Raw genomic sequence first — 13,235 nt, forward strand, 5'->3', positions numbered from 1 at the left:
TCGGCCTCGCCGGGCCGCATGGCCCGTTGCTGCGAGGCAATCCATGGTCGAACGTGTGCCGGAATCCCAGCTGCTGCTGTCGCCAGGCCTGAGCCAGGCGCCGGTGCTGGACCGCATGTGCTCGCATTTCGTGCTCGCGCTCACGCTGGCCCAGGTCAGCCGCTTCCCGCTGCGGCGCGACTGGAGCGCGCTGCTGAGCCTGACGGGCCGCCACCTGGTCTGGCCGCAAGCGGTGCTGCACCGCCTGCGCCGCTTCCTGCAGCGCCGCGGCCTGCCACAAGGCCCCTGGCTGGGCCATGAGCGGCTGGACGACGCCACCTTCCTCGCCCGCCACGGCGCCTGGAACGGCCCGTACGAAGAAGGCACGCTGTTCTTCTACCTGGACGACTACCTCAAGGACACGCCCAAGGACCTGATGGCCGTGCTCAGCGCCACCGCCGACTGGCTGGCGCGCGACCTGCAGAAGCACTCGACCCTGGTGCAGCAGAACATTGCCGCTCTGGGCCAGCTGCTGCAGCTGAACCCGGCCGAGCGCGCGCTGCTGCTGTACGGCACGCTGGCACGCTACCAGCGCGAGCTGCGCGGGCTGCTGCTGGAGTTCAAGGTCTCCAGCGCGCAGGAGGCGCACGCGGCGCTGGCGCGCGTGGCCGGCGTGGACGCACGCGAAGTCGCCGAGGCGCTGCGCGCCGGCTCGCGGCTGGAGCGCATCGGCATGGTCGAGAACCTAATTTCCGAACACAACGTGACCGACCTGGCGGACCTGATGAAGGTCAGCGAACAGCTGCCCACGGTGCTGATGCGCGAATACCGCGGGCCGGACGACCTGATGGCCGTCTTCACCCGCCCGGCCCGCGCCACCGAACTGAAGCCGGCCGACTTCTCCTTCGTGGCCGACGACGTGCAGGTGCTGGCCGGGCTGCTGCGCGAGGCGGTGGCGCAGCACGCGGTGGGCGTCAACATCCTGCTCTACGGGCCACCCGGCACCGGCAAGACCGAGCTGGCCAAGGTTTGCGCCCAGGCTGCCGGGCTGGCGCTGTACGAGGTGGAGCATGCCGACCGCGACGGCAACGCACTCTCAGGCCGGGACCGCTACCGCTCGCTGCAGATCAGCCAGGCCTTCCTGAAGGGCCACGCGCAGGTCGCGCTGCTGTTCGACGAGGTGGAAGACGTGTTCCCGCCGCTGCATGGCGACACCGCGCAGCTGCTGGCCAGGCTGGACGCGGGGGACAGCGCGAGCGCCAGCGTCTCCGGCAAGGCCTGGGTCAACCAGGTACTGGAGAGCAACCCGGTGCCGGTGATCTGGGTGACCAACCGCATCGAGCAGATCGACCCGGCCTTCCGCCGCCGCTACCAGTACCACCTGGAGCTGAATTCGCCACCACCGGGCGCGCGCGAGGCGCTGGTGATGCGTGCGCTGGCAGGATCGAATGTGAGTGCAGACTTCACCGCCAAGCTCGCCAGCCGGCGCGGCCTGACCCCGGCGCAGCTGCGCACCGCCGTGCGTTTTGCACAGCTGGCCGGCGCCGGTGCCCAAAGCCATGCTGCGGCCACCCATGCCGGCCAGCCGACGATGGAATACCTGATCGAGCGCCAGCTGGCGCATGCCGACAAGGCGCTCGGCCACGACGCTGGCGGCGGCCGGCCGGCGCGCAGCATCGTCACCGACTACCAGCTTGGCCTGCTGAACCTGGAAAGCCGCTTCGCACCGGCCGCCATCATCGAGGCGCTGCGCCGCCGCGGCCACGGCGCGCTGTGCTTCTTCGGCCCGCCCGGCAGCGGCAAGACCGCGCTGGCCGAACATCTGGCGGCCGAGCTGGGCAAGCCATTGCTGCAGCGCCAGGCCAGCGACCTGGTCAGCAAATACGTGGGCGAGACCGAGCAGAACCTGGCGCGCATGTTCGAGGAAGCCGCGGCCGAAGAGGCGGTGCTGCTGCTGGACGAGGCCGACAGCTTCCTGCGCAGCCGGCGCCTGGCCGAGCGGCACTACGAGGTGACCGAGGTCAACGAGATGCTGCAAGGCATGGAGCGTTTCGCCGGCATCTTCATCTGCACCACCAACCTGTTCGAGGACCTGGACGAGGCGGCGCTGCGGCGCTTTGCCTTCAAGGTGCGCTTCCTGGCGCTGCGGCCCGAGCAGCGCGAGCAGATGTTCGCCGCCGAAGCGCTGGCGGGTGAGGCTGCGGCGCTGACCGGCGAGCAGCGCCAGCGCCTGGCCGCGCTGGACCAACTGGTACCCGGCGATTTCGCCGCCGTGCAGCAGCAGGTGCAGATCCTCGGCGCGCCCTTTGCACCAGACGAATTCCTGGCCCAGCTGGAAAGTGAACACCGGGTCAAGCCCGAGGTGCGCCAGCGCCGCGGCATTGGTTTCATGCGCTGAACTGCGCGCCGTCCCGCAGGGCGCCCGGTGGTGAGCGCGGATTCAAGCCGCGGCGGCGATGGCTGATCGGCTAGCGCCTCGAATGGGGCATCGAAGAATTTTCAGGCGGCAGCGCGGGCGCGGCGGGCTGCGACCGCGCGGGCCAGCGTGCGCAGCACGGGCTCGGTGTCGGCCCAGCCGATGCAGGCGTCGGTGATGGAGACGCCGGTCTTCAGTGGCTGGCCGGCGACCAGGTCCTGCCGGCCTTCTTCGAGGTGGCTTTCTATCATCACGCCGGTGATGCGGCGGTCGCCAGCCGCGATCTGCGCGGCCACGTCCTCGCCGACGTTGATCTGCCGGCGGTGCTGCTTCTCGGAGTTGGCATGCGAGAAGTCGATCATGACCTGCTCGCGCAGCCCGCTCTTGCGCAGCACTTCGCACGCGGCCTGCACATGCTCGGCGCCGTAGTTGGGCTGCTTGCCGCCGCGCAGGATGACGTGGCAGTCGGCATTGCCGCGGGTCTCGAAGATGGCGGCCTGGCCCATCTTGGTCATGCCCATGAAGGCATGCGGCGCGGCGGCGGCAACGATGGCGTCAGACGCGACTTTCACGCCACCATCGGTGCCGTTCTTGAAGCCCACCGGGCAGGACAGCCCGGAGGCCAGCTGGCGGTGGCTCTGGCTCTCCGTCGTGCGTGCGCCAATGGCGCCCCAGGAGACCAGGTCGGCGATGTACTGCGGGCTCAGCAGGTCCAGGAACTCGGTGCCTGCCGGCAGGCCCAGCGCTGCCACGTCCAGCAGCAGCTGGCGGGCGCGGCGCAGGCCTTCGTTGATGCGGAAGCTGCCGTCCAGCCGGGGGTCGTTGATGTAGCCCTTCCAGCCCACCGTCGTGCGCGGTTTCTCGAAGTAGACGCGCATGACGATCTTCAGCTCGCCAGCCAGTTCGTCGGCCAGCACGCGCAGCTTGCGTGCATAGGCCAGCGCCTGCTCGTGGTCGTGGATGGAGCACGGACCGACGACGACGATCAGCCGGTCGTCCTCGCCGGAAAGCACCGCGGCCAGCTGGTTGCGAGCCTGCTCGACCACCGCTTGCGCCGCAGCCGGGGCCGGCATGTCGTCCAGCAGCAAGGCGGGCGAAATCAGCGGGCGGACCGCGCCGATGCGCAGGTCGTCGACCCGCGTGGTGTCGTGGGTGGCGGGCGGGGGCAGCAAGGAATCGCCGCCCACTTCGTGATCATGCTGCCAGTCATCGGGACGGTTCAACGCGGGCTCCTGTGGGCTTGGCCGGAAAAGCCTGCGATTATCCCCGCCGGCCCAGCGCCGTGCGGCGCACGGCACACTGGGCCCCAGAACGAGCGGCCCGCGGGCCTTCGTCTTTTGTCACAGCAGACTTTCTCCGTCTCGCTGCTTTTTTACTTCAGGAGCCTCAGCGTGATCCTCGAACTCGCGGACATCCGCATCCATCCGGGCCAGCAGGCCGCTTTCGAAGCAGCCATCCAGACGGCCCTCAGCACGGTAATCAGCAAGGTGGAAGGCGTGCAGCGCTTCAACGTTCACCGCGGCATTGAGAGTGCAGAGCGCTATGTGCTGCAGATCGTCTGGGACACGCTGGAAGCGCACACCGTGGGCTTTCGCCAGTCGCCGGCCTTCGCCGACTGGCGTGCCATCGTCGGCCCGTTTTTCGCCAGCCCGCCCACGGTCGAACACTTCGAGCTGGTCACGCAGTCCTGAACGGAAACGGCCCTAGGCGCTGGCCAGGGCCATGGCGCTGACGCGCTGTGCCAGCCAGCGCGAGAAACGGCCGGTTTGCTGGGCGTACTCCGCGTCGAGCGCGGCCCGGCTGCTCACCGCCTGGGTGTGCAGCGCTGCCAGGCAGCCCACCGGGTCCGGCAGCAGCGTGTCGAACAGGTAGTCCACCAAGGCTTCGGGCGAGTCCAGCACCGGCAGCGTCCACAGGTGGGCCAGGCCTTCTGCGCCGGACGGGGTCGTCAGCACCGGTTTGCCGAAGGACAAGGGCTCCACGGTCTTGATCTTCAGGCCGGTGCCGCCCACCATCGGGTTCAGCGCCAGGTCGATCGCGTCGTAAAAGCCGCCCAGTTCCTTGACGAAGCCGATGTTGACCAGCCCCGGCATCTCGCGCACATGGCGGCAGATGCCCCCCGCCACCGCGACCTGGAACGGCAGCACCGGCGCCTTGCGCGCCAGCGCGGCAACAAAGGCCTGCATGCTGCGCACATTCCAGTCGTTGCCACTGCCCACGTAACCCAGCCTCAGCCGCGGCACCTGCGCCGGCGGCTCGAATGGGCGAACCTGCGCTTCCACATAAGGCAGGTACAGGACATGACGATGCCCACGCGCCGCCATTTCCTGCGCCTCGCCGCGCTGGATCGCCAGCACCGCGTCCGCCATGCGGAACGCGCTGTCTTCCTCGGCCAGCGTGGTGCTGAACCAGCTCGGCTTCATGCCCGCACGACGGTATTTTTCGCTGCGCTCGGCAAACAGGTCGTGGCTGTCCAGTACCTTGACGACCTCGGGGCCAAAGCCTTTCAACAAGGGCGCATACCAGACGTAGTTGACGTGCACCACCTGGTAGCCGCGCAGGCGGTGCATCTCATGGCAGACCTGCGCCAGCGCCGGGTCGTACCAGTCGGACAACAGCGCGTAATGGCCCTCGCGAATGCGTTTGGACGCCCGCGAAGCCAGCACCTGGACTCGGCCGAACTCGGCCTGCATGGCCTGTGAGAGCCCTGCGTCCAGCCCCTCCTCGTTGTGATAGACGAGGTCGATCTCGTAACCCAGCCGGCGATAGACACCGACCAGCTGCATGATGCGCCGCGAGTTGCCCTGGTCGGCCGGCATCAGGCGGTTGAAGGTCACGAGCAGGACACGGGGCCGCTGCACTGTCATGGCTGCAGTTCCAGGCTGAATTCGGCGGCGCCGATGTCACAGAAGTCGTCAGGTGGCAAGGCTGTCGGGGGCAAGGTCAGGTGCAGCAAGGCCTGCCCGCCAGGCTTGGCCGCCGGGAACGTGAAATCCACCAGCGCGCCGTGCTCGGTGTAGTGGACCGCGGCCGGCGGCAGGTCCAGGCCCTGAAACGCGGCATGCAGATCGTCGATGCGGCTGCGCACATTGCGCAGCAGCAGCCGTGCGCGATTCGCCGCCGCCCAGGGCAGGACCACGCTGGCTTCGCCGCGCGGCCCGAACACGGCGCGATCCTGCACCAGCACATGATGCAGCATGGGCTCGGCCAGCGTGGCAATGCAATTCACCGCGACCGGGCGGAACTGCAGGCGCGGGCATGCCCCTGACTCCGAGGCCTGCAAAGAGAGGCCTGCCGGTGCGCGGCCCGCCGAGGCCGCCAGCAAACGCCTGGCCAGCGACAGCTCATAGCCCGCTTCGAGCCGCAATGCCTGCCCTGCCGCCGCCAGCGGACGGCCCACCAGCAGCCGCCAGCCCCTGGGCGCGGGCAAGGCCAGCCACTGACGCGACGCACCCTCGACACTGTCCCAAGCCGGCAGGTCCTCCTTGCCGGCGACGAGCCAGGGTTGATCGAACCGAAGCTGAGCCATCAAGGGCTGAAGGGCCTGCAGCGATTCGGCACGGTGGGGCAGAACAAGCAAGCCGAGTGCTGCGCGCCGCACCAATTCCAGCGCTTCGCCAGCGCGCTTGTCCAGGCCCAGGCGAAGGCGGGTCGCCGGCAGGCGATGCGCAGCGGCATGGAAGTCCGCCCACGGCGACTGGTGAGGCTGCAACCACGTGGTGGGCAGGCCCTGCTCCAGCACCGGCAGCCAGCGGTGGTCCTCGTGCACGACCACGGCCGGCCCGGCGGTGGTGGCCGCGGGCACCAATGCGGCGGCGATCAGGTCCAGCCAGGCTTCAGCGCTGCTCAAGATCCGGCCCCCACGGTCGGTGCAGGAGCCGCGCCCACGGGCTGCGCCATGCGCCACGACTGATCCAGCCAATCGCGCAGGCCCGGGTAGAGCAGCGCGGGCGCCAATACCTGTTGCCGCGTGGCCTCTTCGGCTTGCCGACCCGCGCGGGCAGCCGCGGTGTCACCCTGCCACTGGCGGAAGGCGCGCAATATGCCTTCGACCAGCGCAGGCACACAGGGGCCGCCCACCGGCACCGTCCGGACCTGAGGCGACTGGAACTCGGGGTAGGCGCCGATGTCGACAGTCAAAACCTGCCCGCCACCCAGTGCCGCGCGCGGCAGGATGCCGGACGACTCGCCATAGGTCGGGTAGCGCAGCACGAAGGACAGGTCCGCACGACCGAGCAGCACGTCGAGTTCCTCTGCGTCCAGGTAACCACTGACCTCGGGGCCATCACCCTCGGGCCACCAGGCGGCAATGCGCTGCGACACCGGGTATTCATCGGCCCGCTCCTCGCCAGCCAACAGCAGCTGGCTGCCAGGGCACTGCGCCTGGACCTGACGAAAGGCAGCCAGCACTTCGTAAAGCATCTTGTTGCCGGTCAGAAAGCCCGGCACCAGCATCAGGAACGCATCCGCCGAGACGCTGAACTTCGCCAGCACCTCGGCGCGACGATCCGCCGGCAGTGTCGGCGGTGGCAGCACGAAGTGCGGCATGCGCAGCAACGGGCGCCCCTGCTCGGCGCCCAGTGGCAGACCGTGAACCGCCCCACGCAGGCGACGCTCGGCATAGCGTGTGTGCACCATCACGCCCTGCCCGGAGCCGACCACTCGGCGAAGCATCAGGCACTCCTGGTACAGCAAGCCGGGCGTGCTGTGCAGCGCGCCGTCACGCTGCAGGAACTCACCGGGAATTGCATGACCCTCTTCCGCCAGCCAATGCCCGAACAGGCTGTCGGCCCGGGCGCGCTGCAATGCCAGCTGGTGCAGGTAGAACAAGGACACGTCGTGCACGATCACTGCGCCGGGGAAGGCGCGAAGGTGATCGAGCATGTAGACGCAGTCGCCGTTGTTGCCGAGGTTGAACAGCGTCTGCGCTGCGGGGTCGGGCTGAAGGGCCAGGAATTGCGCCTCGCTGAGCACCGTGATCGGCAGCGCGGCCAGCGCCTGCTGCGCGTCCGGCAGAAACCGGGCCTGTGTCACGGTATGCAGGTCGAAGTCCTGCGCCAACAGGGCCAGGTACTCGACCAAGTAGTCGGCCAGGCCGTTGCGCTGCGGTGGCAGCGGCGAAAACACGTACAGGCGGCGACGAGCGCGCAACACGCTCGCTTCAGCGACAGCCGCCTGTTTCGGCGTCGCCGGCTGGCGCCGTCTCATCGGCCCAGGCGCAGGCCGAGCCGGCTCAGCGCCGGCGGCGGGCTTGCCGGCGCTGCGCGGGCGGCCAGTGCCATCTCCACCGCAGCCAGGGCCTCGCGCTCGAAGTTGGCCCGCTGCATCGTCAGCATCTCGGAGCAGATGCCGACGATCTCGCTCTTCAGCAGCGCCAACCGGGCTGGCAGAGCCTCACTGGGCTGGGACATCATCAAGTGGTTCAGGAAACCGACCTGGGCCTCCAGCGCCACCACGCGGCGCTGGAGTTCGCTCTCGCCCTGCGCCCCGAGTTGGATCGGGTAGACCGCCAGCGGCTGGCCATCGCGGCCGGTCACGTGCAGCAGATTGCGCCCTTCGCTCAGCACCTTGACCGGCAGGTCACAGAGGAAGAAATGCGCGCGCGCGTCGCCAGCGCTGTCCAGCCACAACCGCTCCGGGGGCCCTTCGTTGAGTCGCCAGTACAGCGTTGGCTGCCTGCCGCTTCCCAGCTTGTCCAGCACTACCCCGTGCAATGCGCCATCGCGCACACCGCGGAACTGCACTTCGTACAGCAGGTCCAACGGCGCACCGTCGGCCATGTGCAGCAATTCCTGCGGGCCTTGCAGCGCATGTTCGAACACGAGGTCGCCACGCGTGCTGCGCACCGTGAGCCGGACGCTGTCCTGGCCCAACTGCGATGGCAGCAGGCTGCCCGAAGGCACGCGCAGCTCGAACGCACACGCTTCGCGCGACGGCAGTGGCAGCCCTGCCAGGGCCTGCGCCAGCTCGAACACCGAGCGATTGGCCACCGCGGTGGCCACCACACGGTCGTCCAGCGCGAGCTCGACGACGTCGAACACTTCGCCGGCATCGGCAGGCACTGAAAAACCGATCACACGGGCCTTGCCCCAGTCGATGCGCGCGCCACGCGCCGTCACCGCGGCGGCGCTCACGGCGCCACCTCAAAAATGCCATCGGAATCGGACGCAGCGGCCACCACCGGCAGCGCGACTTCATCGACCACCAGTGTGGCCACCAGCCGACGCAAGCTCAGCGTGCTGCGCGCCGCAGGCGTGAAGATCACGTGGAAAGCAAGTTGTGACACTTCCGCTGGCACCCAGTGACCCAGGTCGGCTTCAAAGCTCATGTGGGCATTGGCATGCAGCTCGAAGTCGCGCTCCTGCTTCTGCCCGCTGGCCGTCCAGCTCAAGCGCAGTTTGACCGGCATCGCAGGCTCGGTCAGCGCCTGCGCCGACAGCCTGAGCTGTGCCTTGCCAGCACGGCTCTGGGCCAGCAGCGGCTGTGCGTCGAATACCAGTGACAGCCAAGTCCCGTCGAATTCGGCGACCTGCACAACCAGGCTGTAACCCGCGGTGACATCGGTTCCCACAGCCAGCGGTTGCTGCAAGACCTGCAGGTAGCCGCCTCGGCGGTCGCTGTAGAGCACGCAGCCCGCAGCCACCTCGGCGCCGTTGTCCGGTTGCTGGCGGACCGGCACCGCCTCGGGCGCATGGAAACATGGGGGCGCAAACAACAGCTCTTGCCGCACGCCGGGCTCGTCAAACGGCTGCCAGGGTCCGGCGCCCACCAGCGCACACAGCTCCTCCACTGTCTTGTTCATGCGATCCTGCAATGAACGCAGTTCCAGCGTCAGCTGCCTCAGCTTGACAACGCGTGATGGATCGACTGGTTTCAACTTTGTCACCTCAAACCGGGTCAATGGCAGGCCTCTCGACGGGATTTCGATGGAAAGCAGCGTGCCGAGTCGCGATGATATGCTGCCAACGCATGCCCGGCTGCGCCCCCATCTGAACCCTCCATGACGTCTGCCGCTTCCCCTCGGCCCTCCAACACGCCATTTTTCATCATTGGCTGCGTTCGTTCTGGCACCACGATGCTGCGCAACATCCTGCGGCTGCATCCCAATCTGGCAAGCCCTGAGGAAACCCATTTCTTCCGCTGGAGCGATCCATTTGGCAGCCCCGGCTATCGGCATGTGGTGACCAAGAATCCCGTCCTTCGCCGCCACCGCGAACTGGATGGCATCAGCGAGGCGGAATTCGAGACCATGTTGAATGACTCGACCAGCCGGGCCGATCTGTGCACGCGCTACATCCAGCGCTTTGCCGAAGTGCGCAAGCCGACCGCCAAGCGCTGGTTCGACAAGTCACCGCAAAACGCCTATGGCGCAGCGATGCTGGCCGGCGAGTTTCCACGCGGCAAGTTCCTGCACATCGTGCGCAACCCTGTCAACGTGGTCGCCAGCTTGCGCATCGGCAAGGTCATGAAGATGGACGACCTGGTCGGTGCCTGCAGTTACTGGAACGAGGCCATCGAAAACCTGGCACTGCTGCAGCGGGCCTACCCGAAGCGCGTGCTCACGCTGAACTATGAGGCGTTCACGGCCAGTCCACTGGATGGCATTCGAGACGTGCTGGCCTTTCTTGGCGAGCCCTTCGATGCGGCGCATTTTGCCGACGTGGTGACAAAGGAGGTGCGGCACGAGGATGCCGGCATCCTGACGGACGAGGAGCTCGCCAAGGTCCGTTCGTTGTGCCAGACCGGTCGCTTGATGCACGGCTACGGCACCGAAGAGGAAATGGAAGCGGAGCGCCAACGCGAGGCCACGCGCCTCAAGCGGCGGGAGGCCCATGCCGCAGCAAGTTCGGCGCCCCCAGACTCAATGTCGAGCAAGCCCGACGCCGGCCCCAAGGCTGTACGCAAGGCGGCCACTCCGCCACGGGTGACCAAGCCAGCCGCCGAAGGCCACGAGGCCAAGCCCAAGGCCTGATCCCAGGCATGACCCCGAAGGCCCGGCCTGATCGCCGTGTCGGCGCAACCGGGGTTTCAAACGTTGGGGACGGTCTGCCACGAGGCAGCGGTCGGCGGGAGATGGCCTGCGGACCGCAACCGGAGTGACCGATGTCCCCTTCGCTTCAAACAGCCCTGGCCGCGCACCGTTTTGGCCTGGGCGAGCCCGATCTGGCCGTGGTCGGCCCCGACCCGCTGGCCTGGCTGCAGGCCCAGATCGGCCCGGCCGACCCACAGCAGGGCGAAGCGCTGGCCAGCACCGCTGAAGCGATGCGGGCGCGCGCCGAAACCGCCCGCAAGGCGGCACGCCAGGGCGTGGCGATTCCGGATGCAGCCGCGATGGCCGCCCATGCCAAGGCGCGTGCCGAGATGTCCCCTGGCAAGAAAAAGGATGATCCCAATCGCGTGGACGCCGCCGCCCGCGAAGCGCAGCGCGACATCGCGGCACAGGACGTCTACGCCCGGCTGCTGACCGCCAGCCAAACCAGGCGCCCTTTCGCCGAACGCCTGGCGCTGTTCTGGATCAACCACTTCAGCGTGTCTGGCCAGGCGGCCAAGGTCCGCGGCCTGGTCGGCGCATTCGAGCGCGACGCGATCCGCCCCCACATCGCCGGCAAGTTCCAGGACCTGCTGCGCGCCTCGACACTTCACCCTGCGATGCTTCGCTACCTGGACAACCAGCGCTCGGTGGGCCCGCATTCGCGGGCCGCGATGCGCCAGCCTGCGGGCGACAAGAAGCCCAAGGCCACTGGCCTGAACGAGAACCTGGCGCGCGAGGTGCTGGAACTGCACACGCTGGGTGCGGAAAGCAGCCGACCTGGCAGCAACGGGCAGGTCGCCTACACCCAGGCAGACGTGACCGAATTTGCGCGCGTGCTGACAGGCTGGACCACGGCGGACCGCGCAGATGCCAGCACGCCGGTGGCGTTCGAGCCGAACCGGCACGAGCCCGGCGACAAGCACCTGCTTGGCAAGACCTACCCTGCGGGCCAGCAGGCGCTGGACATGGTGTTGCACGACCTGTCGCTGCACCCGGCAACCGCGCACTTCCTGGCCACCAAGCTGGCCCGGCATTTCGTCGCCGATGATCCACCGCCCGCCTTGGTCAGCCGCCTGGCCACCGCCTACCTCGACAGCCAGGGCGAGCTGCCAGCGATGTACCAGGCCTTGCTGGCCTCGCCGCAAGCATGGCAGCCGCAGTTGGTCAAGCTGAAGACGCCCGAAGAATTCGCCATCTCCAGCGCCCGCATGCTGCGACTGGACCAGCGCTGGCTGCAGCCCGCCCGCGACGGGCAGGTCTCGGTGATGGGCCAGGTGCTGCACGAGCCACCCTCGCCTGCAGGCTGGCCCGACAAGGCCGAGGACTGGCTGGGGCCGGACGCGCTGTGGAAGCGCATCGAATGGAGCACTGGGCTGGTGACCCGCTTCGGCACCGCGCTGGACGCCCGCTTGCTGGCACGGGACGGCATGGGGCCGCTGCTGAGCGCAGAGACCGGCCAGCAACTCGCCCGGGCAGCAGATGGCGCACAGGCCTTGTCGCTGCTGCTGATGTCGCCCGAATTCCAGCGCCGCTGAAGCTGCCGCGCCTCGTCAGGAGAATGGTCATGCCCTCACTCGACTCATCCCCTTCGTTCTCGCGACGTGCCCTGCTGCTCGCCGCCGGCGCAGGTGCCCTGCTGGGCGCAGCGTCCACGCTGGCCTTGGCCGGACCCGGCCAGCCTGGCGGCCCGCGGCTGGCCTTCGTGATCCTGCGCGGCGGGCTGGACGGCCTGTATGCGGTGCCAGCCATCGGCGACCCGGCTTTCGCGAGCGCTCGCGGTCCCTTGGCCGAATACGCCAGCGCGCCGCTGCCGCTGCAAGGCGTGTTCGCGCTGCATCCGGCGCTGACCGAACTGCACGGCATGTACCAGCGCAACGAAGCCGCTGTGCTGCACGCCGTCGGCCTGTCGTACCACGAACGCTCGCACTTCGACGCCCAGCAGGTGCTGGAGTCCGGTGGCACGCAGCCTTACCAGCTCAAGGACGGCTGGCTGGGGCGTGCGCTTCAGGCGGACGCTCGCAAGGGTCTGGCCATGAACACGGCCGTGCCGCTGGTGCTGCGCGGCAGCCGCAACATCGACACCTGGGCACCGTCACGCCTGCCAGACCCCCCAGATGACCTGTTGCAGCGCCTGTCGCGCATGTATGGCGACGACGCGGCGCTGGCTGGCGCACTGCAGCGCGCCAGAGGCTTGCGCGAGGGCCCCGAAAGCGACGCCATGGCCAGTGACATGGCCGGCGGCAAAGCCGCCGCAGCGTTCCCGGCGCTTTGCACACGCGCAGCCGAGTTTCTGGCGCAGGACCAGGGGCCGCAGGTCGCCGTGCTGGAAATCGAAGGCTGGGACAGCCATGCCGACCAAGCCGCGCCCAAGGGTCGTCTGTCTGCCAACCTGCGGCAACTCGACGCCGGGCTGGCCGCCCTGCGCGCAGGGCTGACAGCACCAGCTGCCAAGGATGCCTGGCGAAGAACGGTGGTCATGGTTGCCACCGAATTCGGCCGCACGGTCGAAGTCAACGGCACGCGCGGAACCGACCACGGCACCGGAGCCGCGTCCTTCTTGCTAGGGGGCGCGGTTCGCGGCGGGCGAGTGATCGCCGACTGGCCAGGTCTCTCGCCTGCGCAGCGCTTCGAGGGCCGGGACCTGAAGGTGACGGTCGACATTCGCGCGCCCATGAAAGCCCTGCTGGGCGACCATTTGAAAATCTCCAGCACCGTGATCGAACGCGAGGTCTTCCCCGGTTCGCCGGCCATCAAGCCCTGGGATGGCTTGTTGAGTGCCTGAGCGGTCCCCGGCAGCGGCAAGCGCTG

11 protein-coding genes are annotated in these 13,235 nt (G+C 68.4%); 5 read left to right on the forward strand and 6 right to left on the reverse strand.

Annotated features, from left to right (window positions below):
• Positions 1-43 precede the first annotated feature (43 nt).
• A complete protein-coding gene (locus AC3WR5_RS19525; protein WP_492486456.1) occupies positions 44-2,377 on the forward strand; it encodes an ATP-binding protein in 2,334 nt (777 codons plus the stop codon).
• A 101-nt stretch (positions 2,378-2,478) separates the two neighbouring features.
• Here the strand turns inward: AC3WR5_RS19525 and AC3WR5_RS19530 are convergent, their stop codons facing one another.
• On the reverse strand, positions 2,479-3,618 hold the full coding sequence (locus AC3WR5_RS19530; RefSeq protein ID WP_492486458.1) for a 3-deoxy-7-phosphoheptulonate synthase: 1,140 nt from the start codon (positions 3,616-3,618) through the stop codon (positions 2,479-2,481).
• A gap of 168 nt (positions 3,619-3,786) precedes the next feature.
• On the opposite strand from AC3WR5_RS19530, the gene AC3WR5_RS19535 reads away from it, so the two are divergent.
• Positions 3,787-4,086, forward strand: a complete 300-nt coding sequence (locus AC3WR5_RS19535) for an antibiotic biosynthesis monooxygenase family protein (protein WP_492486460.1) — start codon at positions 3,787-3,789, stop codon at positions 4,084-4,086.
• A gap of 12 nt (positions 4,087-4,098) precedes the next feature.
• On the opposite strand, the gene AC3WR5_RS19540 is transcribed toward AC3WR5_RS19535, so the two are convergent.
• Genes AC3WR5_RS19540 through AC3WR5_RS19560 form a run of 5 tightly spaced genes read right to left on the reverse strand, consistent with a single transcriptional unit; the run spans position 4,099 to position 9,497 of the window.
• A complete protein-coding gene (locus AC3WR5_RS19540; protein ID WP_492486462.1) occupies positions 4,099-5,262 on the reverse strand; it encodes a glycosyltransferase in 1,164 nt (387 codons plus the stop codon).
• Positions 5,259-6,245, reverse strand: coding sequence for a hypothetical protein (locus AC3WR5_RS19545; protein WP_492486464.1), 987 nt, complete (start codon positions 6,243-6,245; stop codon positions 5,259-5,261). Before AC3WR5_RS19545 ends, AC3WR5_RS19540 begins: the two co-directional genes overlap by 4 nt.
• Positions 6,242-7,549 (reverse strand): glycosyltransferase family protein, encoded by a 1,308-nt coding sequence (locus AC3WR5_RS19550; RefSeq protein ID WP_492486466.1) that lies wholly within the window; start codon positions 7,547-7,549, stop codon positions 6,242-6,244. The genes AC3WR5_RS19545 and AC3WR5_RS19550 overlap by 4 nt, the downstream gene beginning before the upstream one ends.
• Positions 7,550-7,599: 50 nt before the next feature.
• Entirely contained in the window at positions 7,600-8,529 is a 930-nt protein-coding gene (locus tag AC3WR5_RS19555) for a hypothetical protein (protein ID WP_492486467.1), read from the reverse strand.
• Entirely contained in the window at positions 8,526-9,497 is a 972-nt protein-coding gene (locus tag AC3WR5_RS19560; RefSeq protein ID WP_492486469.1) for a DUF6478 family protein, read from the reverse strand. The genes AC3WR5_RS19555 and AC3WR5_RS19560 overlap by 4 nt, the downstream gene beginning before the upstream one ends.
• Here AC3WR5_RS19560 and AC3WR5_RS19565 point away from each other — a divergent pair.
• From AC3WR5_RS19565 to AC3WR5_RS19575, 3 genes are all read left to right on the forward strand, one after another.
• Positions 9,396-10,367 carry a sulfotransferase family protein gene (locus AC3WR5_RS19565; RefSeq protein WP_492486471.1) on the forward strand — a complete coding sequence of 324 codons (972 nt, stop codon included), beginning with the start codon at positions 9,396-9,398 and terminating at the stop codon, positions 10,365-10,367. The two genes, AC3WR5_RS19560 and AC3WR5_RS19565, sit on opposite strands and share 102 nt — an antisense overlap.
• A gap of 131 nt (positions 10,368-10,498) precedes the next feature.
• The gene (locus AC3WR5_RS19570) at positions 10,499-11,962 is read left to right on the forward strand and encodes a DUF1800 domain-containing protein (RefSeq protein WP_492486472.1); all 1,464 of its coding nucleotides are present in this window, start codon (positions 10,499-10,501) and stop codon (positions 11,960-11,962) included.
• 29 nt (positions 11,963-11,991) lie between these two features.
• The gene (locus AC3WR5_RS19575; RefSeq protein ID WP_492486474.1) at positions 11,992-13,209 is read left to right on the forward strand and encodes a DUF1501 domain-containing protein; all 1,218 of its coding nucleotides are present in this window, start codon (positions 11,992-11,994) and stop codon (positions 13,207-13,209) included.
• Positions 13,210-13,235 lie beyond the last annotated feature (26 nt).

This window comes from Ideonella sp. FW305-24 (assembly GCF_058788035.1).

Bases quoted from the DNA above. Each gene is read 5' to 3' on its own strand.
- AC3WR5_RS19525 (WP_492486456.1), top strand. From the start codon at position 44: ATGGTCGAACGTGTGCCGGAATCCCAGCTGCTGCTGTCGCCAGGCCTG.
- AC3WR5_RS19565 (WP_492486471.1), top strand. From the start codon at position 9,396: ATGACGTCTGCCGCTTCCCCTCGGCCCTCCAACACGCCATTTTTCATC.
- AC3WR5_RS19570 (WP_492486472.1), top strand. From the start codon at position 10,499: ATGTCCCCTTCGCTTCAAACAGCCCTGGCCGCGCACCGTTTTGGCCTG.
- AC3WR5_RS19560 (WP_492486469.1), bottom strand. From the start codon at position 9,497: ATGCAGCCGCAGGATGTTGCGCAGCATCGTGGTGCCAGAACGAACGCA.
- AC3WR5_RS19540 (WP_492486462.1), bottom strand. From the start codon at position 5,262: ATGACAGTGCAGCGGCCCCGTGTCCTGCTCGTGACCTTCAACCGCCTG.
- AC3WR5_RS19575 (WP_492486474.1), top strand. From the start codon at position 11,992: ATGCCCTCACTCGACTCATCCCCTTCGTTCTCGCGACGTGCCCTGCTG.